Raw genomic sequence first — 24,893 nt, 5'->3', positions numbered from 1 at the left:
CCGTCGTCGGACGACGTCGGGACCAGGCCTTCCGAGGCGGGCCAGATCAGCCCTGGATGCCGAGCTTCTCCAGGACCAGCTCGCGCACGCGGGCCGCGTCGGCCTGGCCACGCGTGGCCTTCATGACGGGTCCGATGAGCGCGCCGACGGCCTGCAGCTTGCCGTCCCTGACCTTGGCCACGACGTCCGGCATGGCCGCCATGGCCTCGTCGATCGCGGCACCGAGCGCCGAGTCGTCGCTGACGACCGCGAGTCCGCGCTTCTCGACGACCTCGCCCGGTGTGCCCTCGCCCGCGACGACGAACTCGAGGACCTGCTTGGCGATCTTGTCATTGATCTTCTTGGCCTCGATCAGCGAGTTGAGCTCGATGATCGTGGAGGCCTCGACGCCGAGCGCCGTCGGCTCGAGGTCGGCGTTCTTGGCCAGACGGGAGATCTCGCCCATCCACCACTTGCGCGCCACCGCCGGGCTCGCGCCGGCGGTGATGGTCTCCTCGACGGCGTCGAGCAGGCCCGCGTTGACGACGTCGCGGAACTCCTTGTCCGCGTAGCCCCACTCGGCCTGCAGCCGCTTGCGCCGCTCGGCCGGGGGCTCGGGCAGCCGCGAGCGCAGCTCCTCGATCCAGGCCGGGCTCGTGACGATCGGCACGAGGTCGGGCTCCGGGAAGTAGCGGTAGTCGTCCGCGTCCGACTTGGGCCGCCCGGCCGTCGTGGAGCGGGTGTCCTCGTGCCAGTGGCGGGTCTCCTGGACGACGGCGTCGCCCGCGTCGAGGACGCCGGCGTGACGCTCGATCTCGTGCCGGACGGCGTGCTCGACGGCGCGCAGGGAGTTGACGTTCTTGGTCTCCGAGCGGGTGCCGAACACCGTGGCGCCCTTCGGCATGAGCGAGACGTTCGCGTCGCAGCGCACGTTGCCGCGTTCCATGCGGGCGTCCGAGACCCCGAGGTTCTTCACGATCTCGCGGATCGCCGCGACGTAGGCCTTGGCCAGCTCGGGGGCCCGCTTTCCGGCGCCCGTGATCGGCTTGGTGACGATCTCCACGAGGGGAACCCCGGCGCGGTTGTAGTCCACGAGCGAGTAGTCGGCGCCCTGGATGCGGCCTGCGGATCCACCGAGGTGCGTCAGCTTGCCTGCGTCCTCCTCCATGTGGGCGCGCTCGATCTCCACGCGGAAGACCTCGCCGTCCTCGAGCTCGATGTCGATCCACCCGTCGTGCGCGATGGGCTCGTCGTACTGCGAGGTCTGGAAGTTCTTCGGGGTGTCCGGGTAGAAGTAGTTCTTCCGGGCGAAGCGGCAGTACTCGGCGATCTGGCAGTTCAGGGCCAGGCCGATCATGATCGAGTACTCGACGGCCGCCTTGTTCACGACGGGCAGGACGCCGGGCAGGCCCAGATCCACGGGCGTGATGTTGGTGTTCGGCTCGTCGCCGAAGGCGTTCGGCGCCGAGGAGAACATCTTGGTCCTGGTGTTCAGCTCGACGTGCACCTCAAAGCCCAGGACGGGGTCGTAGCGGTCCAGCGCCTCGTCGAAGTCGACCAGTTCATGCGTTGCGGCCATGTCAGGCGGCACCTCCTTCGCTCGCGGCGGCCAGTTCGGGCGCCTGGTTGATCAAGGGTCCGCCCCAGGAGTCCTCCAACAGCTTCTCCAGCGCCGCACCGGCGCGGTAGAGCCGCGCGTCCTCGCGGGCCGGGGCCAGGAACTGGATGCCCACGGGCAGGCCCTCCGAGAGGCCGCCGGGGACGGAGATGCCGGGGACGCCGGCCATGTTGGCCGGAATCGTGGCGACGTCGTTGAGGTACATCGCGAGCGGGTCGTCGAGCTTGGCCCCTAGCGGGAAGGCCACGGTCGGGGCCGTCGGGGACACGAGCACGTCGGCCTGCGCGAACGCGGCCTCGAAGTCCCGCTGGATGAGCGTGCGGACCTTCTGCGCCGAGCCGTAGTAGGCGTCGTAGTAGCCGGCCGAGAGGGCGTAGGTGCCGAGGATGATGCGGCGCTTGACCTCGTCGCCGAACCCGGCCGCGCGCGTGGCGCCCATGACCCGTTCGATCGTCACGGGACCGTCGGCGGGCAGGACGCGCTTGCCGTAGCGGACGCCGTCGAACTTGGCGAGGTTGGAGGAGACCTCCGAGGGCATGATCAGGTAGTAGGCGCCGAGCGCGTACTTGAAGTTCGGGCAGGACACCTCGACGATCTCGGCCCCCGCGCCGCGCAGCAGCTCGAGGGACTCGTCGAAGCGCGCCTGGACGCCGGGCTCGTAGCCCTCGCCCTGCAGCTCGCGCACGACGCCGACGCGCAGCCCGCCCAGGTCCCCGGTGAGACCCTGCCGGGCGGCTTCCACGAGCGCGGGAACCGGTTCGTCGAGGGACGTGGAATCCGCCGGGTCGTGTCCACCGATGAGCTCGTGCAGGTAGGCCGAGTCCAGGACCGTCCGCGTCACGGGGCCGATCTGGTCCAGCGAGGAGGCCATGGCGATCGCGCCGTAGCGGGACACGCCGCCGTAGGTCGGCTTGACGCCGACGGTGCCGGTGACGGCCCCGGGCTGGCGGATGGAACCGCCCGTGTCGGTGCCGAGCGCGAGCGGGGCCTCGAAGGCGGCCACGGCCGCCGCCGAGCCGCCGCCGGAGCCGCCCGGGATGCGGTCCAGGTCCCACGGGTTGCGCGTGGGGCCGTAGGCCGAGTGCTCCGTGGAGGAGCCCATGGCGAACTCGTCGAGGTTGGTCTTGCCCAGGATCGGCAGCTTGGCTGCGCGGACCTTGGCGACCACGGTGGCGTCGTAGGGGCTCATCCACCCCTCGAGCATGCGCGAGCCGGCCGTCGTGGGCTGGCCCACGGTGACGATCAGGTCCTTGACCGCGATCGGCACGCCCGCGAGCGGGTGCAGGGCCTCGGCCTCGGCACCACCGGCGGCGCGGATCGCGTCCACCTCGGCCGCCGTGGCCAGCGCCTCCTCGGCATTGACGTGCAGGAACGCGTTGATGCCGCGCTCGCCGCCGTCGACCTCGGCGATGCGGTCCAGGTGCGCCCGCACGGCCTCGACGGAGGTGAGTTCGCCGCTGCGCAGCTTCTCGGCCAGCTCGGCCGCGGACAGCTTGATGATCGCTCCCATGGTCCTACTCACCATCCAGGATCGCCGGGACCTTGAAACGGCCGCCGTCCGCGTCCGGCGCGTTCAGCAGGGCCTGCTCGGCCGTGAGCGTCTCGCCGACGACGTCCTCGCGCAGCACGTTGCGCAGCGGGATCGGGTGGCTCGTGGCGGGGACGTCGTCCCCGGCGGCCTCGCTGACGGAGGCGATGGCGTCGACGATGATGCCGAGCTCGCCGGTCATCTTCTCCAGCTCGGCATCGGTCATCTCGAGGTGCGCGAGACGGGCCAGATGCGCGACGTCCTCACGGCTGATGGCAGACATGTATCTCCCGTGGTGTGGGTGGCGGTTGTAGTCGGATCCAGTCTAGTTCGTCCCCGCGCCCGGTCCCGCGTCACCGCCCCGGGGATCCTCCTCGAGCGGCAGCTCGAACACGAAGAGCAGGATGTCGGTGCCGGGGACGTACCAGTCCCGCTCGGGCGCCCGTTGGAAGCCGAGGGCCCGGTAGAGGGACTGGGCGGCCTCCCACGTGGTGCCGGTGGTCAGGCACACGGTGTCGACGCCCTCGAGGGCGCGCGCGTGGCCGATCACCGCCTCGACGAGCGCCCGCCCGGCCCCGCTGCGCTGGAGGCCCGGATCGACGACGAGCATGCGGAACTCGAGCTCGTTGCCGCGCGCGATGTCGGCGTACGGATTGCCGTGGCGGGCCAGCGTGACGGATCCGACGACGCGCCCTTCGCGTTCGGCGACCCAGACCGGGGTGGCCTCGTGGCGCCGGGCGACCTGCGCGATCTGGCGCAGGTAAGGGTGGTCCGGGGAGTCCATGTGGCCCGCGGCGACGTAGGAGGAGACGGTGATGCGGGCGATGTCGTCGTAGTCGGCGGGCACGGCGTCGCGGACCTGGACCCGGGAAGGCGGGGAACTCATTCCGGACAGTCTAGTCCCCCGCTCAGCGGCCATCGGGCTCCGGCAGCGCGGCCGGGTCGACGCGCCCGGCCACCGACCAGCCGGGCGTCGTGGCGGGGCGGACGACGGCGGCGCCCGCCTCCTCGGCGATGAGCGCTCCGGCCGACCAGTCGTGCACGTGCGTGCCGTACTCGGCGTAGGCGTCGAGCACGCCGTCGGCGACGAGGCACAGGTCGAGCGCCGCGGAGCCGATGCGGCGCACGTTGGCGTATCCGGGCAGCAGCGCGCCGAGCGCCTCGAGCTGGAAGGCGCGGCGTCCGGCGTCGTACCCGAAACCCGTGCCGAGCAGCGGGGCGTCCGAGTCCGGATCCGGGCCCGTCAGCCGCCGTTCGCCGGCGTCCTCGCGCACCCATGCGCCGAGCCCGCGGCCCGCGTAGAACTCCTGGCCCAGCGCGGGGGCGTGGACGGCCCCGGCGAGCCACCGGCGCCCGTCCGGCGTGGGGCCGGAGACCGCGACGGAGGTGGCGTAGTAGACGATGCCGCGGACGAAGTTCGTGGTGCCGTCGAGGGGGTCGATCGACCAGCGGTAGCCGCTGGGGCGCTCCGGGACGGTCGTGCCGTACTCCTCGCCCGTGATCTCGTCGTCGGGCCGGGCCGCGCGGAGGACCGCCCGGACCGCGTCCTCGGCCCGGCGGTCGAAGTCGGTGACCCAGTCCCCCGCGGCGGACTTCGTGTCCACGCGGATGGCGCCGGACGGGCGGCCTGCCAGGACCGCCGCCCCCGCGGCGGCCGCCTCGCGGGCCACGGCCAGCAGGCCCGCGGGCGTCGGTTCCGCGCTCACGGGGCCTCCCCCGCCGCGGATTCCACCGCGGCATCGGACGGGTTGCCCCCGTCCGCGGGGGCAGGGCCCGACGCCGGCGCGTCGGGCGCCGCTGCCCCGTCCGGTCCCGCGGCGGCCGCCTCCGGGACGGCGACGGCGTCCGGGCCGCCGTCGAGGAGGGCACGGAAGCCCTCCTCGTCGAGGACGGGGACGCCGAGCGAGACCGCCTTGTCGTACTTGGAGCCCGCCGATTCGCCGGCCACGACGTAGGAGGTCTTCTTGGAGACGGAACCCGAGGCCTTGCCGCCGCGCGTGATGATGGCCTCCTTGGCCTCGTCGCGGCTGAAGCCCTCGAGGGATCCGGTCACGACGACGGTCAGGCCCTCGAGCGTCCGCTCGATGGCTCCGTGGGACTCGTCCTCCATCCTCACGCCCGCAGCGGCCCAGGCATCGACGATGCCGAGGTGCCAGTCGACGCCGAACCACTCGATGAGCGCGTCCGCGATGATCGGGCCGACCCCGTCGACGTCGGCGAGCTTCTCCCGCGCGTCCTCGGCCGCCACCGCCGTGCGGATCGCGTCGAGGGATCCGTAATGGGTGGCGAGGGCGCGCGAGGCCGTCGGACCCACGTGGCGGATGGACAGGGCCACGAGCACGCGCCAGAGCGGCTGTGCCTTCGCCTTCTCCAGTTCGTCGAAGAGCTTCCTGGTGTTCGCGGACGGAGCCGAGGGCTTCCTGGGCGTCTCCTTGGTCCAGAAGTACGGGACGAGCTCGAACTCGCCGGTCCCCGCGCCCTTAGCGCGCTTCTCGCGCCAGACCCTGACGTCCGCGAGCCGCGCCCGGAGGGAATCGTCGGCCTGCCCGGAGGCGAGGTCGAAGACCTGCGCCTCGTTCGTGAGGGGGCCCGGGCCCGAGGGGCGCGGGATGCCTCCGTTCTCCGCAGGGTCGGGCCCCGGGCCCACCGTCAGCGCGAGCGCGGCCTCGTCGCCGAGCGCCTCGACGTCGAACGCCCCGCGGCCGGCGAGGTGCGCGACGCGCTCGGTGAGCTGCGCCGGGCAGGACCGCGCGTTGAGGCAGCGGATGTCGATGTCGCCTTCCTTGGCCGGGGCCAGCGGCTCCCCGCAGGACGGGCAGTGCGTGGGCATGACGAACTCGCGCAACTCGTCCTCGCGCCCCTCGCGCAGCGGCAGGACGGGGCCGACGATCTCCGGGATGACGTCACCGGCCTTGCGCAGGATCACGGTGTCGCCGATGAGGACGCCCTTGGCCTTGACGACGTCCTGGTTGTGCAGGGTGGCCATCTCCACCGTCGAGCCCGCGACCTTGACCGGCTCCATGACGCCGTACGGGGTGACCCGGCCCGTCCGGCCGACGTTGACCCGGATGTCAAGCAGGCGCGTGTGGACCTCCTCGGGCGGGTACTTGTAGGCGACCGACCAGCGCGGAACGCGGGAGGTGTAGCCGAGGGCGCGCTGGATCGCGAAGGCGTCGGCCTTGACCACGATCCCGTCGATCTCGTGCACCAGGCCGTGGCGGTCCCGGCCGTAGCGGTCGATGTAGTCCAGGACCTCGTCGAGGGAGTCGACGACCTGGGCGTACGGGGAAACGGGCAGCCCCCAGCGGCGCAGGAGCTCGTAGCCCTCGGCCTGCGATGCCGCCTCGAGGCCCTCGCGCGCCCCGATCCCGTGGACGAACATGCTCAGCGGCCGCTTGGCCGTCTCGGCCGGGTCCTTCTGCCGCAGCGAGCCGGCCGCGGCGTTGCGCGGGTTGGCCAATTCCGGCTTGCCGGCCTCGAGCAGGGCCGCGTTGAAGTCGCGGAACGCCTGCGAGGGGAAGAAGACCTCGCCGCGGATCTCGACCTCCGCGGGCCAGCCGTCGCCGGCGAGCTGCGTGGGGATGTCCTTGATGGTGAGCACGTTGTGGGTCACGTCCTCGCCCGTCGTGCCGTCGCCGCGCGTGGCAGCGCGGACGAGCCGGCCGTCGCGGTAGAGCAGGTTGATGGCGAGCCCGTCGATCTTGACCTCGCACAGCCAGCGCAGGGCGTGGCCCGGCGCCCTGGTGGCCGCGTTCGCGGCGGCGCGTTCGAGCCAGGCGCGCAGCTCCTCAAGGGAGAAGACGTCCTCGAGCGAGTACATCCGGCTCACGTGCTCCACGGCGGCGAAGGCCGCCGACGGCGTGCCGCCGACCTCCTGCGTCGGCGAGTCGTTGGCGACGATCTCCGGGTGCAGCTGCTCGAGCTCCTCGAGGCGGCGGTAGAGCGCGTCGAACTCGGCGTCGGAGACGAGCGGGGAGTCCTCGTTGTAGTAGGCGAAGCGGTGCCGGCGCACGTCCTCGACGAGCTGGTCGTACTCCTCGCGGACCGCGTCGGCGGGCACCACCTCTCCGCTGTCCGTCACGTGGGTCGTGCTGCTGCCTGTGGAGTGGTTCTCGGTCACGGATCTATCCTGCCCTATCGTCCCCGCCGCCGGATCCCGCACCGCGGGGAATCGGAGCCGCGCGCCCGGCCGGGCCCCGCCGTCATCCCGGTCCCGCTCCCGTCAGTCGTCCGCGGCGGGCGCGGCATCCAGCAGCGGCAGGTCGGCCGCCGTCACGAGGTGGGAGGTGACGGCGTGCTCCACGAGGCGCGCCCGGCGGTTGGTGGCGAGCTTCCCGGCGCCCCCGCGCAGGCCGACCACGCCCGCCTTGTCCAGCTTGTCGCACACGTTGTCCAGCTTGCGGTTGAACTTGGTCAGGGGCCAGCCCAGGCGCGTGGCCGCCTTCGAGGAGGAGGGGATGGAACTCAGTCCGGTCCCGTCCCGCCGCAGCATCGGCTCGGCGAGCGCGACGACGAGGGCGCGCTGGGACTCGGTGAGCAGCACGGGGCCGATCGTGGTCTGGCCGTCGCCGTCGCCGGCGTTCCACTCCTGCCGGAAGGCCGGCGCCGCGACGTGCACCGCGAACTCGTAGGTCGTCGGTCCGGCCGTGAAGACGACGTTGGTCTGGCTGAAGACGAGCGGGATCCTCGCGCCGGGCGCCACCCAGGCCTGCAGCCCGCCGCTCGCGTCGGCAATGGTCGCCGAGATCCGCGATCCGACGTTGGAGAGCCACCAGATGCCGTCGTACCGCGCGACGGTCAGGAAGCGCCGGTGCAGGTACGGGTTGTCGTCCACTTCGAGGTCCCCCTCGCGCCCGATCGTGAAGACCTGGTCCGCGGCGACGGGGAACCACTCCCCGCAGAAATCGATGGTCACGTCCGCCATGTTTACCCCCTGAGACTGTGTTGCACGACTGTTGCCGATCCCCCGCGCGCGTCAGTCCGGCGCGCAGTAGCGCGCCGGGTCGGAGGCCCGGCCGCTCTCGCGGACGAGTACCACCTGGATGCACGTGGGCTGCCCCTCGGCCGCCGGCGTCGTCGCCGTCGGCTCCTGCGCGAGCGTGTTCGCCCCCTGCTCGGTCGCCGTGACGGGCGCCCAGTAGTAGGCGTCGCCGTCCTGCGGGTCCGGGTTGGTCCAGGAGAAGACGACGTCGGCGCCCGAGTCCTCGGCGGAGAAGCCCTCCACGGGCGGGACGATCCCCCCGCGGCCGGCGAGCGCGTCCGCGGGCCCGTCCTGGACCGGGCCTCCGCCGTCGGCGTCTCCGTCGTCGCGGTCCGTGCCGCCGAGGACCGCGTTGGCGACGAAGACCCCGGCCAGGACGACGGCGGCCGCCGCGCCCAGGCCGGCCACGAGGCCCGTCGGGAAGCGCTGCTTCGCGTTGTCGGGCGCGGGCGCCCCCGGGGGGACGGACGGCACCCAGCCCGGGCGTTCGGCGTCGGACGCCGGGGATGCGGCCTGGCCGCCGGCCGCTCCGCCCGCCGCCGGGCCGCCCGCGGCGGGGGTCGTGCGGGAGCCGCGCGTGCCGCCGTCGGGCAGCCGCGGGCGCATGATCGTGGCCCCGTCGTCGGGCTCGGCGGCCGGAGCGGGGCGCAGGACCGTGGCATCCCAGCCGTCGGCGGGATCCGCCGCGGGCGCCGTCGGCGCGGTGGGCCCAGCGGGCGTCGTGGGCCAGCCGCCCGGTCCCGGGCGCCCGGTCGAGGTCCCCGTGGCCGCGTCGGGATCGATGGAGACGACCTGGCGGACGCGCGTGGCCTCCCCGCCGTCGTCCGCCGGCTCCCCGTCCTCGGCGGCGGGCGCCTCCTCGAGCACCTCGAAGGGGGTGACGGACAGGCCGAGCTCGGACTGCACGCGCTGGAGCGCGAGCGCGAGCTCCTGCGCCGAGCCGTAGCGGGCCGCCGGGTTCTTGGCCATCGCCGTGGCGAGGGCCTGCTCGAGCGCCTGCGGCACGTCGGCGCGGTGCAACGGCGGCAGGGGCGCGCTCGTGATGCGGCCGATCAGCTCCCGCTGGGAGTTGTCCGCCCCGGAACGCACGAACGGCGAGCGCCCCGCGAGCAGGGTGTAGAGCGTGGCCCCGAGGGACCAGACGTCCATCCGCACGCCGTCGGGCGAGCCGCCCGCGAAGGCCTCCGGCGGCGACCACGGGATCGAGAGCCCGGCCTCGTCGTCGAGCGCGTCCGTGGTTCCGGAAATGCCGAAGTCCGTCAGCGCGGGCCGGTTGTAGTCCGTGACGAGGATGTTGGCCGGCTTGATGTCCCGGTGCACGATCCCCGCGCGGTGGGCCGTCTCCACGGCGGAGGCCACCTGGATCCCGACCGTGAGGACCTCGTCGACCCCGAGCCGGGCGCGCCGGTAGCGCACGTCGAGGCTCGGCCGCGAGCAGTACTCCATGGCCAGGTACGAGTGCCCCTCGTCCGTGATGTCGGCCTCGAAGATCGTGACGATGTACGGGTGGGAGGAGAGCTGGGCCATGAGGTTGGCCTCGGACTCGAAGCGGCGGCGGGCGCTTTCCGTCTTCAGGTCGGAGAGCAGGACCTTGACGGCGACCTTCCGGCGGGGGCGGTCCTGCTGGTACAGGTACACGTCGGAGAAGCCGCCCGAACCGAGCAGGTCCAGGTACTCGTAGCCGCCGATCACCGGCGGCGGGGCCGGGGGCCGCTTGCCGCTCACAACAGTCCCTCGAAGCGCAGGGAGACGCCGTCGCCGAGGTCGGCCACGTCGCCGTCGAGCAGCATCACGGACTCCCCCTTGCCGAGGCGCTGGGGCGCCTGGCCGGGGCGCACGAGGACGGTTCCGTTGGTCGCCTCGAGGTCCACGAGCATCACGTGCCAGCCCTCGAGGCGGACCTCCAGATGGGATCGCGAGATGTCGCCGCCCGGGCTCTTGACCTGGACGACGCGCGGCATCGTACCGCTCGCCGACCGGGTGATGGATGGCTGGCGGCCGACGACGGCGGAGCGGTCCAGCTGCACGGATTCACCCGTGGAGAGGACCATCCGGCCCAGGGACGGCCGCGGCGCGGGGACCGCCTCGCCCGGCAGGTCCTCCCCGCAGCGCGTGCAGGCCGTGGCCGTGGGCGGGTTCGCGTGGCCCGCCGGGCACAGCCGGGCCAGCACCTGCGGCCCGGTCCCCGTGGCCGGTGGAGCGGCCGGGGCGGCGGCCGGGAGGCCGGGCACGCCGCCGACCTGCGCAGCGGGCGCGGGGGGCAGATCGCTGCGCATGAGGGTCTGGCCGTCGTGGTCGCCGAGGCCGTCGGTGGCGGCCGGGACGCCGGAGCTGGCCTGGCCGGCCCCGGAGGGTGCCGGCGGCGCCGGCTCACCGGTGGCGGCCGGGTCGTCCGGAGCGCCTCCTGCCGCGCCGGTGGCACCGTGCTCGATGAGGCGGCCCGCGTCCCGCGCCGCAGCGAGCCACGGGACGGAGTCGATGAGGTCGTCGACGGTGGGCAGCGGCTCGGGCGTCGCCGCGGGTTCCGCGGCGGGCGGCTCGCCCGCGCCTCCAGTCGGTTCCGGGACCGCGTGCGCGGACGCCAAGGCGGCGACAGCGGCCGAGGGCGAGTAGATCGTGTGTTCCTCTTCGGCGTCCTCGGCCGTGATGATCGTGTCGCCGAGGGCGGCCAGGTCGTCGTCGTGGCCGGGGAACGCCGTGGTGTCCTCGGACGTCCCCGCCTCGCCGGTGCCGGTGCCGGCCGCGTCGGGCTCCGTCTCCTCGGGTTCCCCTGATTCCGCGGCCGCCGCGGCCGCCGGCTTCCCCGGCGCCAAGACCTCGGGAGCCTCCTGCTCCCGGGCGTCAGGCGCGGGTTCAGCCGGCTCCTCCGTTGCTTCCGGGTCCCGGGCGTCCGGCGCGGGTTCAGCCGGCACCTCCAGGGCCAGGGCACCCATGGCCTCCGGATCCCGGACGTCCGGGGCGGGCTCCTCCGGCTCTTCAGCCGCCGGGGCCTCCGGGTCCTGGGCATCCGCGCCCGGCCCCTCCAGTCCGGACGCCTCGTCGGCGTCGAATTTCGGCTCTCCGGCGTCGACCGGCTCGGCGACCGGCCGCGCAACCGCCGCCTCCCCGCCGTCCGCCTCGCCCTCGTCCGCGGCCCCGGCGTCGGACGCCGCGGCGACACCGGCCCCGGGCTCCCGGGCGAGGGGCTCGATCACGGCCTCCTCGCACGCCACGGGCAGCTCGGCGCTCAGGCGCCCGAACCGCACGACGCCCTCGACGAGCCGCAGGCCGGAGGCCTCGGTGGAGACGACCCGTCCGCCGTCGTCCACCGCCAGCCCGAGGCGCTCCTGGCCCTTGATCCGCCGTTCCATCCACGTCGTGACGCCGAGCCCGTTCACGTGGGTGCTCAGTTCCGGCCCCGACGCCGTCAGGGACAGCGGGCCGCGGAGGATCACGTGTACGTCCTCGCTGAAGTCCAGGAGCCCGAAGGGCGGCATCCCGGTCAGGCTCAGCCCGTTGCCCGAGAGCACGGTGGAGAGCATCGACTCCACGCTGCTCCCGCCGTCCAGGGCGGCCCAGAGCCGCTCCACCTCCTCGGCGGACGTCGCGGGCGGCAGCAGGACGGCCAGGCGGGAGCGGACGAGGGCGATCCACTCGCCCGGTTCGTAGCGGATCGACAGGCTCATGCGCCCTCGCCTTCCCTGCGCGGCTTGGTCTGGCTGTCCTCGTGCACGGGCCGCGGGGCCGTGTCGGACAGCGCGTCGTCGTCGTGCTCGTGGACCACGTCGACGACGATCACGGTGATGTTGTCCCGCCCGCCCGCACGCAAGGCCGCCTGGACGAGCTCGCCGACGGCGTCCTGCGGCGCGGCCTGGCGCCCGACGACCTCCGCGATGTCCTCGTCGCCGACCTCCCCGGTCAGCCCGTCGGAGCAGATCAGGAGCCGGTCGCCCTCGCGCACCGGCAGCATCCAGAAATCCGCCTCGCTGTCGTCGCCCGTCCCGAGGGCCCGCGTGATGACGTGGCGGCGGGGATGCACGAGCGCCTCCTCGGCACTGATGTGCCCGCCGTCCACGAGCTCCTGGACCTCGGAATGGTCGACGCTGACCTGGGCCAGCCGACCTCGGGTCATGAGATACGTCCGGGAATCCCCGACGTTGAACACGAGCCAGTAGGGGGCGCCGCCCTCGTAGACCACCGCGGCGCCGCTGAGCGTGGTCCCGGCGCGGGAGCCCGCGGCCTCGCGGATCGCGCGGTCGGCCTGCTGCATGAGGGCCTGGAGCCCCTCCGCGGTCAGCGGCCCGTCCGTCCGGTCCTGGCCCTCGGCGAGGGTCCGCACGCAGATGCTGCTCGCGACCTCCCCGGCCTCGTGCCCGCCCATGCCGTCGGCGACGGCGAAGAGGAAGCGGTCGGCGAGGAAGGCATCCTCGTTCAGTTCGCGCCGCAGGCCGCGGTCGGTGGCGTAGCCGTAGTCGAGGCGGAACGGCTCCGCACCTGGGGAGGACGTCGACGGGTTCACGCGCGCTCGACCTTGAACGAGCGGTCGCCGAAGTGCACCGTGTCGCCGAACGCGGCCCGCTGGGCCTGCCCGGCCGGAAGCTGGCGCCGCACGCCGTCGGTTCCCGTCACGGCGGATCCGTTGGTGGAGTTCCGGTCCGTGACCCAGACCCCGGAGGAATCGGCGGTGACGTGGAGGTGCGTCTTGGAGACGGAGCGGCCCATGTCGGCGAAGTTGAACAGCTCGTCCACGGACTCCCCTTCCTGCGGAGCGGGGTTGCGGCCGATGAGGGCCGCGGCCTTGACGGCGAGCACCTGACCGTCGTCGAAGACGAGCCGGGCTCCGGCGGGCGCCGGCGCGCGCAGTTGCGTGCGGGCGAACTCGTCGTCCGGGTGGGCGCTTCCCGTGGCGGTCGGGGCGGATCCCGGGGCAGCGGACGCGGGTGCCGGGGCGGCGGGGACGGTGCCGTACGACGCCGGTGCGGGCGTCTGGGCTGCCGCTGCCCCGCGGGACGGGGTGGCGTTCCCCGGAGCAGCGGTGGCGAGATGGCCGGACCCCGGCGCGGGCGCGGTGCCGGGCGTGGGGACCGCGGTGATCGGACCGGACGCCTCGACGTCCGGCGCGAGCGCAGGCCAGCGTTCCCCCGAGGGCGAGGTGAAGTCCGGGTGCCCCAGCTGCCCCGGCAGGGTGGCACCGCCGGGGGCGAAGGTCGAGGGGCCGAAGAGCCCGCCGGTGGTGATGGGGTTGCGGCCCTGGTTCACGTCCACGACGAGGGTCTTGGCCACCTTGTCGTGCCAGCCCTGGCGCTGGTGGTTGGCGTCCCAGAGGTTGGAGACCAGGACGACGACGGGGCCGGCAACGGGCACGATCGAGGACAGGCCGACGATGAGGCGGCGCAGGAAGACCTTGAGCCATCCGGGGGCGAAGCCGTCCTCGTCGGAGGTGCGGAGGCCGAGCGCCAGGTTGCCAAGGGTCTTGCCCGTCTGTGCCTCCCACCCCCACAGGGCGATCCCGTAGGCGAGGAGGAAGGCGCCCAGGACCAGGTAGGAGGCGGCCAGCTGGGAGAGGACCTCCGGCGAGACGGCCGCGTCGGCGATCCGGGAGGCGTTCACTCCGCCGAACACCATGAGCGCCACGAACGGCGGGACGGCGTCGAGCAGCCACGCGGCGAGGCGCTTGCCGGCCGATGCGTTGACCAGGTTCAATGCTGCAGCCACTGGCTACTCCTTCACGCTTGGTGCGTCTGCGGGGCCTGCGGCGTTGCCGCCGCGGGCCTTCCGACGTGCCACGATACCGGCCGCGGCGTCCTGGAAGAGCGACCGCGGCGAGAACCTGGCCCGCTGCCTCTTCCAGAAGCCTACCGATGAACGCATCCCGTCGAGTTGTTCGTCGACCAGGTTCCAGTAGTCGGCGACCTGCGCCTCGGAGGGCTCCGTGGTGCCGAAGACGGCCCCGTCGGCCCGCCCCGCCAGGAGCAGGACGGTGCCCGAGGTCTGCGGGAAGTCCGCTCCGAGCGCCCGCGCGTTCTCCCGGCGCGTGCCGCGGGCGTCGGGCCGCGCGCCGAGGTCCGTCGCGAGGCTCAGGACCTCGCTCCAGCCTCCCCCGACGCGCACGCCCGGCGCGGCCTGGGAGAAGCGGCCGCGTCGCCGGCGCAGCTTGAGCCAGGCGATGAACAGCAGCGGGATCAGCAGGGCGACCAGCGGGACGAGCGCGACGCCGATCAGGGTGATGAGCGGACCCCAGACGTCCCAGAAACCGCGCTCCTCCTCCTCGGCGTCCTGCGGATCGGGGGCGGTCTCCGGTGGCAGCCGCGCCGGATCCTGGGGCGGGGGCGGCGGCTGCAGCACTTGCGGCTGCGGGACCGACTGGGGCTCCTGCTGCGGCGGCGTGGGCTCCTTGTCCTTGTCCGGCGTCGGATCGAAGGCGACCCAGCCCGATCCCTCGAACGCGATCTCCACCCAGGCGTGGGCATCGGCCCCCGTGAGCGCCACCTCGCCGCCGGGGTTGTAGCGCTCGGGGTAGAAGCCCATGACCACGCGGGCGGGCATGCCCTGCTCGCGGGCCATGAGCGCCATGGCGACGGCGTACTGCTCGTCGTCGCCGATCATGTCCTCCGCGTCGAGGAGGGCGGCGATGCGGGCGGCGCCGTGGCCGGAGAGGCTCGGCACCTCGTTCTCCTTGCCGTTGGAGAAGTAGCCGCTGTTGGCCAGCACGGCCTCGATGGCGCGGGCCCGCTCGAGCGGATTCGTCCCGGACGCCGCGAACTCGGCGCCCTTGCCGCCCGCGGCGGGCGGCACGTTGGCCAGCCGGGGCATCCGCAACGGGGCGAAGCCCCGCTCCGCGAGCTCGTCGTCCCCCGGCCGGGCCGGGAACGCGACGTGGGCCGTGTAGCGGTCGCCGTCCTGCAGTGGAATGGTCGAGAGGGCCGTCTCCGCCTCGGCGTTGTAGTAGAGGGAACGGGCCAGCTGGTCCGTGCGTTCCCCCTCGAGCTCGAGGCCGTCGAGGCGGCCTCCTCCCGGAACCCAGACACCGGAGTAGGCGCCGATCTCGATGCCCAGCGTGCCCGTCGCCCGGCCGTCGTCGACGGCGGCCGTCGAGGCGACGCTCGTCGCGTCGCCGACGGGGCTGAAGTTGCCGCCCGAACGGGGATCGACGTTGAGCACCATGCCGTCGTAGGAGTCCAGGGCGGCGAGCCGGATCCTCTCGCCGTCGGGCAGCCCCGTCACCGTGAGCAGGGTCTGCTCCGCGTTGTCCTTGACGTAGCTGCGGAACTTCATGAGCGGGCTCGGGTAGTCGTAGAGGTCCACGGGCGGGACCACGATGTCGCGCAGCACGCGGCGGTCGTCCCGGTCGTCGAGCAGGGGCGCCGCGACCGCGGTCGTTCCGGCGGCCACGACGAGCACGACGGCGCCGAACGCGATCCGCCGCAGCATGCCGTCGCGCGCCCCGTGGACGTCCTCCTCGCCGTGGTTGAGCGAGCGCAGGGCGGGGCCCGCCGAGCGGTCCACGTGGCGGCGCCAGGCGAGCCAGCTGACCATGAGCACCGTCATGAGGATGCCGCGGACCAGCGGCAGCGGCACCGCGTGGGTGCCGAACGCGATCCCGACGACGAACGCCACGGAGACGGGGATCACGACCCAGAACGCCGAGCGCAGGCGCCAGGCCGTCAGTCCGGCCGCGAGCCCCGTCACGAGCGCGGTGAGGAAGGGGACCACGAGCATGCCGCCCTGGATGCCGACGGGCGGCGAGACGGTGAGGACGTCCTTCCACGACAGCACGATCCCGGCCAGCAGGGTGCGGAGCGCGTCGAGGGACGGCACGAAGCCGGCGATGGCCTCGCGGGGAGCGGCCAGCGGGGTGCCGAGCAGGAGGTACGCGGCGAGGGCGAGCCCCGCCGTCGTCAGGATCCCCAGCCGCAGGCGCACGTTGGCGAGCGCGATCCCGAGGCCCGCGAGGGCGCCGCCGAGGCCCGCGGCGAGGTAGTAGGGGTTGCCTCCGAAGGCCTCGTGCAGGCCGAGGATCCCGAGGGCGAGCGCGGCGAAGAGGCACGCGGCGTCGACCAGCTGGCGGCGCAGGGGCCGCGTGGGGGCGCTCACGAGGCCGCCTTGCGCAGGACGAGGCCGAGGTCGGACAGGTCGCCGATGGTCAGAACGGTGAGCTCGCCGATCGTCGCGCGTCCGGCCTCGAGCCCGTGCCCGCAGCGCAGCGCGAAGGCGCGCACGCCGACCGGGACGTGGACGCCCGCGGCCCGCAACTGGGACGGGGTCGTGAGCGAGCCCGTGACCATGAAGAACACGGAGGCGTTCGGCACGGCGTCCGCGGTGCCGCGGACCAGGTCGACGACGGTCGCCCGGCGGGGCCGGCCCTCGATCCGCGTCATGTCGTCGAGCAGGTTCCGGCCCGTTTCCGTGCGGGCCGGTCCCGCCTGCGTCATGACGCTGAGGTTGCGCTGCTCGCGCACGGCCTGGAGCCCGATCGACGCCGCGACCGAGACGGCGAGCTCGAAGTCGTTCTCCTGGGGGTACTCGTGCGTGTTCGTCGAGAGCGCGATCGCGAGGTGGGAGCGCCGGGTCTCCTCGAACTGGCGGACCATGAGCTCGCCGGTCCGGGCGGTGGACTTCCAGTGGATGTGCCGGCGGTCGTCCCCGACGACGTAGTCCCGCAAGGCGTGGAAGGAGACGTCGGAGGAGGACAGCTCGCGCGTCGGCAGGCCCTCGAGGTCGCGGATGAACCCCGAGCTCGACCCGTCCAGCGACGTGGTGCGCGGGTGGACGAACAGGTCCTGGGCGTCGGTCCACTTCACGTAGCGGCGCAGGAGGGAGAAGGGATCCTGACGCACGGAGCGGACGGGGCCGACCTGGATGACGGCCCGGCGGTGCGTGGGGATCGTGAAGAGGTCCTCGTGGACGGCGCCGGCCGCGAGCCGCGGGATGTGGAAGGACGCGGTGGAGGAGCCCACGGGCAGCTCCATCGAGGAGGGCAGGAGCGGCTTCGGGGAGGCGTTGCGGACGTCCATGGCGCCGACCGCACGGTCGCCGACGGCGACGCGCGTGCGGTTCAGGTCCAGGGTGACCTCGTAGACGGAGCGGCCCAGGATGAAGCCGATGGCGATCAGCAGGAGGAGCGCCCCCATGAGGGCCGCGATGCGGGCCTCCTGCCAGCCGAACACCGAGCCGAGCACGGAGAGCCCGGCGACGAGGCCGGCCAGGAGCCAGCCGAGCGGCGAGACGACGGAGGCGACGGGGACCACGTGGCGGTCGAGCCAGCGGCGCGCCGGCGGCAGGGCCGGACCGAGCGTGACCTGGGCGAGCCGCACGGCCTCGCGCGTCAGCGACGTCGGGTGGAGCCTGCCCCGGGGGCGGCGGGCGGGGCCGTCGGCCCGACGCGCCGGGCGGCCCCAGGGAAGGCGTCGGGCGCCGCGCCCGGAGGGGGCGCCGCGTCCCGCCCCGCGGCGGGAGCGGCCGGGCGCTGCCGCGGGGTCGGCCGCGGCCGCCGCGTCCTGCTGCCGGGCGGCGCGCCGGCCCGTGGCCTGCGTGGATGTGCTCATGCTCTGCGGTTCCTTCGGATCCGTGGGCCGCCCGGGGCGGGCGGCACGCGGGGGCTAGGCGTTGGCTTCGGCGCGCTGTTGCGGTGCGGGCGTGTCCGCCAGGACACGGGTGAGGACGCCCTCGGCCGTGGCGCCGGCGAACTCGGCCTCCGGATCCATGACGAAGCGGTGCGTCCAGACGAAGGGCGCGAGCTCCTTGACGTCGTCGGGCAGCACGTAGTTCCGTCCCGCGGACGCGGCCCAGACCTTGGCGGCGCGGACCATGGCGAGCGCCCCGCGGACCGAGACGCCGAGGCGCGTCTCAGCGGCCTCGCGCGTCGCCTCGCACAACTGCGCGACGTAGTCGAGGACGGCGTCGTCGACGTGCGTCGTGGTCGCGAGGTCCGCCATGTCGGCGACGGCCTGGGTCGTGATGATCGCCTGCAGCCCGGCGGAGCGGTCCTTGGTCGTCGCGCCGGAGAGGAGCCGCACGGTCGAGGCGCGGTCGGGATAGCCGATCGAGGTCTTGATGAGGAAGCGGTCGAGCTGCGCCTCGGGGAGGCGGTACGTGCCGGCCTGCTCGATGGGGTTCTGGGTCGCGATCACCATGAACGGACGGCCTTGCGGGTACGTGGTCCCGTCCACGGTGACCCGCCCCTCCTCCATGACCTCGAGGAGTGCCGACTGCGTCTTGGGCGAGGCCCGGTTGATCTCGTCCGCGAGGACCAGGTTGGCGAAGATCGGTCCGCGGTGGAACTCGAACTTCTGGGTCTTCTGGTCGTAGATCGTGATGCCGGTGACGTCGGAGGGCAGCAGGTCCGGCGTGAACTGGATGCGCGAGTGCGTGCCCTGGACGGTCGCAGAGAGCGAGCGGGCGAGCATCGTCTTGCCCGTGCCGGGGGCGTCCTCGAGCAGGACGTGGCCCTCGGCGAGCATCGCGGTCAGGACCAGGCGGACGACGTCCTCCTTGCCCAGCACCGCCTTGCCGACGTTGCCGACGAGCTTCTCAAAGGTCCCGGCAAACCATTCGGCCTGCTCCTGGGTCATGGTCATCGTGGGGTACTCCTCCCGGGCCGGCGTACCGGTCACCAATTGCTGACTCTGTTCGATTGAACGCCGTCCACGACGGCAAAGACGGGCAATGCGTGGCCGCGCCCGTTGACGCACTCCATGACGGCCCGGGCATCGCCCGACGATCCGACCTGGATGTAGTTGCCACCTCCGTCGAAGCGGCCATTGCTGTTATGGCACTGGACCTGATACCGGCCCGACGAGAAGTTCTTCACTTCGACATCGAACTTGTGACAGTAGCGATTGCAGCCCGCGTAGCCGTTGTACTCGGGTCCCTTGCGAAGAATGACTTCCCGCTGCGGCGGATTGGGCGGCGGCGGGGCGGCGCCCGCCCGGGCGCTCACCGTCCACGTCTGGGTCTGGCTCGCCGCGTCGCCGCTGTTGAGCCGGGTCGTGGCGCGCACGGTGAGCGTGACCTGCTGGTCATAGTCCAAGCCGGTGACCCGCCCCGTCGAGGCGTTGAGCGTGCCTCGGTTCACGGAGACCGAAAGCTCCGTGGCGCGGCCGTTGTCATAGGCACTCGCGTTCTTGTTCCAGTTGAACGTCACGGATCTTTCCCCGCGGGCGCCGTTGCTACCGCTGCGTCCGCCACCATCGCGCGGGGCGCCGTACGAGCTCGTGCTGTTCGAGCCCGGACTCGGATCGCCGCCGCCGGCGGCATTGACCGCGCGGACCCGCCAGGTGTGCGCCGCGCCGTTGGCGTTGGTCGAGACCACGGCACCGGGGCCCGAAATGGACTGCCAGGCACCGCCGTCGGTCGAGTACTGGTAGCCCGTGATGGGAGAACCGTTGGATCCCGGGGCCGTGAAGTTCAGCCGGACCTCGTTGTTCCGGCCCGTGGCCACGGCGGTCGGCCGACTCGAGGCGAGCGGGCGCCCGTACGGCGTCACAGCCGTCGAGCGCGGCCCCTCGGGCGAGGCGCCGACCTTGTTGCGGGCCGTGACGGTGAAGCTGTAGGAGCCCGTGGTCTTCAGCCCCGTCACGGTCTGGGAGCGCGTGCTAGCGCCGATGCCGTCGATGGTCCGCACGAGGCTCGAGCCCTCGTAGACCGCGAGCGTGTAGCCCTGCAACGGCGCCCCGTTGTCATCCGGCGCGCTCCAGTTCACGTTCACCACACCGCCGTCGACGGCCGACTCCTGCCGCACCGCCGTCGGCGCGGTGGGCTGGAACGGCCTGCCCGCGGGGATCACCGTGGCCGAATAGCTGCTCCACAGCGACGGCTTGTCGGCCTTGTTCACGGCCTGGACGCGGAACTGGTAGGAGACGCCGTTGGTGAGCCCCTCCCAGGTGTAGGAGGTCCCGGTGATCCCCGTGACCTGGGCGACGCCGTTGGCGGGTGACGGGGAGATCTCCAGGGTGTATCCGCTCACGGCGGAGCCGCGGCTGACCGGGGTCGTCCACTGCACGGCGACCTGCTGGTCCCCGTACGTCGTGGTCGGAGCGGCCGGCTGCTCCGGCTCGACGTCCGGCCGCGCATCGGCGGAGGCCGCCGAGGGATCGGACTCGTTGACGGCGTTGGTCGCCGTGACCGTGAAGTTGTACGTCTTGTCGTTCTCCAGGCCGGCCAGCGTGCAGCTCGTCGACTCGCAGCGCTGCTCGAATCCGGAGCCGCGCACCGTGTAGTACTCGATCGGGGACCCGTTGTTCGCCGGGGCGTCCCAGCTCAGCACGGCCTGCCGGTCTCCCGTCGATTCGACGCGCGGCAGCCCCGGCGCCTCGGGCCGCCCCTTGACGTTGAGCGTGACGTTGCCCGTGACGTAGCGGTCCGGGTCCTCGGTGATGTCGCCGATCGTGTACTGCACCGTCATGGTGCCCACGAACGCCTCTCCCGGCGTGATCGCGAGCTGCCGCCCACGGATCTCGACGCCGCCGTCGCCTCCCGTGCCACCTCCGCCATTGTAGGCGTCGACGATCGTCAGATCGCCCTCGCCGGCGTAGGGGTTGTGGTCGTTGCGCAGCACGTCCACGATCTCGGTCCGGCCCTGGTGGGCGTCGGCCACGACGTCGTCGACGGCGACCGGGAGTTCGCGGTTGGAGGCCAGGACCGTGATCGCGACCGTGGCGGTGACCGGCGGGTTGTCCTCGTCCTCGACGCTGACGGTGACGGTCCCCGTGGTTCCCTTGGGGGTCTGCGCCGGGGCCGAGGCCGTCAGGTAGCGCCCGTCGACGAGGGCGACGTCGATGCCGGGCAGCTCGGAGTCGAGGAGCTTGAAGACGAGCTTCTCGAGGTCTCCTTCGTCGGGGTCGCTGGCCGAGGCGAGGAGGTCGAGCCGCTCGGCGTCCTCGCCCTGGGCGATCTGCATCGAGTTGGACTGCAGCGTCGGCGGCCGGTTCTCCTCGGGGCGCGGAAGCACCTTGACGGGGATGGAGAGCACGGCCGTGAGCCCGTCGGAATCGTCGGGGCCCGTGCCGTCGGTGACCTCGACCGTGACGGAGGCCGGCCCGGCGTAGTCGTCGGCCGACTTGAAGGCGAGCTCCGTGGCGGAGAGGACGAGCGGTCCCTGGTTCTCGGGGACGGCACGGACCTTGTCCTCGGCGGTGACGCGCGCGCTGCGCCCGTCGCGGACCTGGACGAGCTCGGGCAGCTTCAGCGGCAGGACCTCTCCGGCCATGACCTCGAGCGGCGTGTCGCTCTTGAGCACGGGCCGGGCCTCGCCTGATCCCGGCACGTGGACGAACGCGGTAGACGAGCCGCCGTCGACGTCGGTGATGGTGTAGGCGACGACCTGGGCGTTCGCCTGGACCTGCACGGCGAGCTTGCGGTCGACGATCCGCGTCGTCGCCGGGTTGTCCGGGAGGGTGATCTCGAGGTCGGAGATCCGGCCGTCGGGGTCCTCGTCGTTCTCGAGGATCGCGAGCGTGACCTCCTCCTTGCCGACGGTCTCCTGGAGGGACGCGCGGTCGTCGCGGGCGATCGGGGCGAGCAGCTCGGCCTCGGGATCGGACTGGACCGTCAGGGTCGCCGAGGCCGTTCCCCCGCGGCCGTCGGTGATCTTGTAGCGGACGGAGAGGGAGCCCTTCTCCGGCGGTGAGGTCACGACGATGCGCCCCTCGGAGACCTCGGCGTCGACGCCGTCGGAGGTCGAGAGGTCGTCGACGAGCGTCACGCGGTCGCCGTCGGGATCGGAGTCGTTGGCCAGGACGTCGACGGCGACGGGGCGGTCCGGACGGACCGTGATCGAGTCGTTGGCGGCGACGGGCGGGTTGTTGGTCGTGGACAGCGGGGCGATGCCGACCATCGCGGTGCCGGTGGCCCGGGCGCCGTGCCGGTCCTCGACGACGTAGCTGAACGCATCTGTGCCGCTGGACTCCTGTCCGGCGGTGTACTCGATCGCACCGCCGCGGACCACGGCGTTGCCGAGCCGCGGTGCCGTGCCGAGCTGGACGAGGGAGACGGAGTCGCCGTCCGGGTCGATCCCGCCGAGCGGGACGTCAATGACGGTCGTGCCGCCGGCGAAGACCCGGCCCTCCACCTGGACGGGGTTGGGCGGGGCGTTCTTCTCCAGGTCCTGCGGCTGGACCTGGAACGTGACGCGGGCGTTGGCCTCCTGGCCGTCGGGGCCCGCGACGGTGTAGACGACCGAGACCTGGCGTGGCTTGCCGTCGAACTCCCCGGCGCGGAAGCGCACGGTCTCGTCGGCGACGGAGACGAGCGAGCCCTCGCCGATGTCGTCGGCCTCCTTCAGCTGCGGGCGCAGCGTGAGCTCCGCGCCGTTGGGGTGGATGTCGTTGTCCAGCACGTTGACGGTGGCCACGTCGCCGGCGCGGACGACGACGGTGTCCGGGTTGGGGCGCGGCGGGTCCAGCCGGGGCGGGGCCGGGACGGGGATGACCGTGATCTCGCCCGTCGAGACGCCGGTGCCATTGGAGACCGAGTAGTGGACGGTCGAGGTGTCCGTGAGGCCGCGCACGTCGCTGATCCGCACGAAGCTGTTCCGCTCCACGGAGACGCCGTACGGCGCCCCCTCGGGCACGTCCGTACCGGTCAGGACCAGGACGCCGCCCGCCGGATCGGTGTCGTTGCCGAGGACGTTGACGAGGACGTCGCCGCCAGCCGGCAGCAGCGCGACGTCGCGCACGGCCACGGGGTTGCCGGTGTTGCTCTCGGGGTCGCGGATGTCGATCCGCACGAGCCCGGGGGCGCTGGAGGGGCCGTTGGTGGCCACGTACTTGGCGTAGAACGTCCCGGTCCGCGTCCCGCGCAGGGTGACCGTCCCGGTCTCCGTGTTGGCGGCCAGGTCGACGCCGTCGACGGAGTCGATGCTGGCCAGGCGCAGTCCGGAACCGGAGGGGTCGGAGTCGTTGTCGAGCGGCGAGAAGGTGATCTCCTCGCCGACGTTGGCGACGACGTGGTCCGTCGACGGCACGGGCGGGATGGAGGACTTGGCGAGGACCTCGACGACGATGCGCCCCTGGGTGCCCTCGCGCCCGTCGGAGACCTGGATCGTGACGTCCTTCTGGCCGACCGTCTTGCCGCTGTCCTGATAGGTCAGCGAGCCGTCGGGGCGGACCCGGATCGTGTCGTTGTCGGGGCTCGCCCCGCCGAGGAGCTGGAGGTCGTCGCCGTCGGGGTCAGACCAGTCGGTGAGCACGTTCTGCGTCACGGACCCGCCCTGCTGCACGCGCAGGGTCGTCACGCGCTCCTGGACGGGAGCGCTGTTCTGGTCCTCGGGGACGACGCGCACCGTCACCTGCCCGGGCGTGTCCCCGCCGCGGCCGTCGGAGGCCATGTAGGTGAACGACGTCGAACCGCTCGCGTCCTCGGGGACGACGAGCTGGAAGCCCGTGCCGTTGTAGATGCCCTGGAGGGTGCCGATGGACGGCTGCTTCCCCTCGAGCTTGGCCACGAGCAGGTCGCCGTCGGGGTCGACGTCGTTGAAGAGGACCGGGAGCGCCGTCGTGCGGCCGGCCCGGACGCCGAAGTTGTCCGGCTTGGTGATGGGCTTCTTGTTCTCCTCGGTCCGATTGGGCAGCTCGATCGCGTCGGTGATCTCCTTCGAGTCCTCCTTCGTCGACTCGCCCTTGCCCTTGGGCGGCTCGAGGTCGGACCAGTTGTTCACGACCTGCATGCCCTCGTTGACGAGCCAGACCTGCCCGCTCGAGACGTCGTTGAGCACCACGACGTCGCGGTTGACGCGGAACTGGAGCTCCGCCGAGCCGTCGAGGCCCGGGATCTGCGCGGCGTCGTCGTGCGCGTCGTCGTCGCAGTCCCGCACGTACTGGGCGCTGCCCTGCCACGCGGCATACGTGCAGCCGGCGACCCGCACCGGCTGGATCGGCGTGCCGTTGGATTCAAGCGGCAGATAGGCTGCCTCTCCCCCGCCGAGCGGTGCGACGGCGAGCTTGTTGCCGAGGGCGACGGCCACGCCGTCGGACTCCGGCCCGGGGGCCTGGAGACGGCCGCCCGCGGGGTCCACGACGCTGCCGCGGCGGCCCTCGGACGTCAGCAGGTCGCCCGAGGCGGCGTCGAAGACGACGGCGGTGTCCCCGACGACGGTCAGCTGCGGCTCGGCGAGCGTGGACAGGCCCTCGACCTCCTTCTCGCCCGCGGGGCTCGCGGTGCCGTCCTCGGCCACGGTGTAGCCGCGGAACATGTCGGCCCCGAGGTCGGCGACCCAGACGGTGCCGTCCGTTCCGACCTCGGCGAGCACGCGGCCTTCGGCGTCGAGGAGCGGTTCCCCGTCCTCCGCCGCGAAGCCGCTGAGCCCCTCGGTGCGGCTCGCGTAGACGATGCCGCGCTCTGAGTCGGTGACGGCGACGACGTCCCGGCCGAAGGAGAAGGTGGAGTTGGCGGGCATGGCGTTGTCGTCGGTGAACTGCACCATGGCCGGGTCGATCGTCGTGAGGGAGGCCTGCTCGAGGTTGCGGACGAAGACGCGGTCCGCCTCTTGCGCCAGATCGTAGTTCGGCAGCGGGGTCAGCACGCCGCCGTCCAGCACCTGGGACTGGTAGTTGAGGTGGCCGACCTTGTTCAGGGTCTTGTTCACGACCCACACGCCGCCGTCGTTCAGGTCGACGTCCGCCGTCTCGAAGCCGGGATAGATGATCGCCCCGGTCACCGCCAAGGCCGTGGCCGCGGTGACCGCGGCGGCCTTGAAACCGGTGGACTTGCCCGGTGCCGCTCCCCATCGGGACATGCTCATTACCCCCACGTCGTCTTCGTCGACCGCGGTGCGGAACCCGCTGCGGCGTCAAACGCGTTCGATTCTAACC

At 72.9% G+C, this 24,893-nt stretch carries 15 protein-coding genes; all 15 read right to left on the bottom strand.

All coding sequences use genetic code 11. The features are described from left to right. Positions 1-46 precede the first annotated feature (46 nt). The 15 genes from gatB to ACQ3I4_RS01200 all read right to left on the bottom strand — a co-directional run bounded on the left by gatB (position 47) and on the right by ACQ3I4_RS01200 (position 24,823). Positions 47-1,558, bottom strand: coding sequence for an Asp-tRNA(Asn)/Glu-tRNA(Gln) amidotransferase subunit GatB (gatB, locus tag ACQ3I4_RS01270; protein ID WP_329859854.1), 1,512 nt, complete (start codon positions 1,556-1,558; stop codon positions 47-49). Position 1,559: 1 nt separating this feature from the next. Further along, positions 1,560-3,107 carry an Asp-tRNA(Asn)/Glu-tRNA(Gln) amidotransferase subunit GatA gene (gene gatA, locus ACQ3I4_RS01265; RefSeq protein ID WP_329859853.1) on the bottom strand — a complete coding sequence of 516 codons (1,548 nt, stop codon included), beginning with the start codon at positions 3,105-3,107 and terminating at the stop codon, positions 1,560-1,562. A 4-nt stretch (positions 3,108-3,111) separates the two neighbouring features. After that, positions 3,112-3,408, bottom strand: a complete 297-nt coding sequence (gene gatC, locus ACQ3I4_RS01260) for an Asp-tRNA(Asn)/Glu-tRNA(Gln) amidotransferase subunit GatC (RefSeq protein WP_329859852.1) — start codon at positions 3,406-3,408, stop codon at positions 3,112-3,114. 42 nt (positions 3,409-3,450) lie between these two features. Then, the gene (locus ACQ3I4_RS01255) at positions 3,451-4,011 is read right to left on the bottom strand and encodes a GNAT family N-acetyltransferase (protein ID WP_329859850.1); all 561 of its coding nucleotides are present in this window, start codon (positions 4,009-4,011) and stop codon (positions 3,451-3,453) included. A 22-nt stretch (positions 4,012-4,033) separates the two neighbouring features. After that, positions 4,034-4,831: an inositol monophosphatase family protein gene (locus ACQ3I4_RS01250; protein ID WP_329859849.1), complete on the bottom strand. Its 798-nt coding sequence runs from the start codon at positions 4,829-4,831 to the stop codon at positions 4,034-4,036. Continuing rightward, complete coding sequence (gene ligA / locus ACQ3I4_RS01245) at positions 4,828-7,206, bottom strand: NAD-dependent DNA ligase LigA (protein ID WP_329859908.1); 2,379 nt, start codon at positions 7,204-7,206, stop codon at positions 4,828-4,830. Before ligA ends, ACQ3I4_RS01250 begins: the two co-directional genes overlap by 4 nt. 141 nt (positions 7,207-7,347) lie before the next feature. Continuing rightward, positions 7,348-8,049 carry a hypothetical protein gene (locus tag ACQ3I4_RS01240; protein WP_329859847.1) on the bottom strand — a complete coding sequence of 234 codons (702 nt, stop codon included), beginning with the start codon at positions 8,047-8,049 and terminating at the stop codon, positions 7,348-7,350. A gap of 51 nt (positions 8,050-8,100) precedes the next feature. After that, complete coding sequence (locus ACQ3I4_RS01235) at positions 8,101-9,831, bottom strand: serine/threonine-protein kinase (RefSeq protein WP_329859846.1); 1,731 nt, start codon at positions 9,829-9,831, stop codon at positions 8,101-8,103. Beyond that, positions 9,828-11,771 carry an FHA domain-containing protein gene (locus ACQ3I4_RS01230; RefSeq protein WP_329859845.1) on the bottom strand — a complete coding sequence of 648 codons (1,944 nt, stop codon included), beginning with the start codon at positions 11,769-11,771 and terminating at the stop codon, positions 9,828-9,830. Before ACQ3I4_RS01230 ends, ACQ3I4_RS01235 begins: the two co-directional genes overlap by 4 nt. Further along, entirely contained in the window at positions 11,768-12,604 is an 837-nt protein-coding gene (locus ACQ3I4_RS01225; RefSeq protein WP_329859843.1) for a PP2C family protein-serine/threonine phosphatase, read from the bottom strand. Before ACQ3I4_RS01225 ends, ACQ3I4_RS01230 begins: the two co-directional genes overlap by 4 nt. Continuing rightward, positions 12,601-13,800: an RDD family protein gene (locus ACQ3I4_RS01220; protein WP_329859841.1), complete on the bottom strand. Its 1,200-nt coding sequence runs from the start codon at positions 13,798-13,800 to the stop codon at positions 12,601-12,603. Before ACQ3I4_RS01220 ends, ACQ3I4_RS01225 begins: the two co-directional genes overlap by 4 nt. A 3-nt stretch (positions 13,801-13,803) precedes the next feature. Further along, positions 13,804-16,179, bottom strand: coding sequence for a transglutaminase-like domain-containing protein (locus tag ACQ3I4_RS01215; protein WP_329859839.1), 2,376 nt, complete (start codon positions 16,177-16,179; stop codon positions 13,804-13,806). After that, the gene (locus tag ACQ3I4_RS01210; RefSeq protein WP_329859837.1) at positions 16,176-17,630 is read right to left on the bottom strand and encodes a DUF58 domain-containing protein; all 1,455 of its coding nucleotides are present in this window, start codon (positions 17,628-17,630) and stop codon (positions 16,176-16,178) included. The genes ACQ3I4_RS01215 and ACQ3I4_RS01210 overlap by 4 nt, the downstream gene beginning before the upstream one ends. A gap of 54 nt (positions 17,631-17,684) precedes the next feature. After that, on the bottom strand, positions 17,685-18,662 hold the full coding sequence (locus ACQ3I4_RS01205) for an AAA family ATPase (protein WP_329859835.1): 978 nt from the start codon (positions 18,660-18,662) through the stop codon (positions 17,685-17,687). A 32-nt stretch (positions 18,663-18,694) separates the two neighbouring features. Then, positions 18,695-24,823 carry an Ig-like domain-containing protein gene (locus tag ACQ3I4_RS01200; protein ID WP_430632660.1) on the bottom strand — a complete coding sequence of 2,043 codons (6,129 nt, stop codon included), beginning with the start codon at positions 24,821-24,823 and terminating at the stop codon, positions 18,695-18,697. Between the last annotated feature and the right edge of the window lie 70 nt (positions 24,824-24,893).

Origin of the sequence: Zafaria sp. Z1313 (genome assembly GCF_050563205.1) — a bacterium.
Classification (GTDB): domain Bacteria; phylum Actinomycetota; class Actinomycetes; order Actinomycetales; family Micrococcaceae; genus JAZDCJ01.
This window is presented reverse-complemented; position numbering and strand designations above follow the sequence as displayed.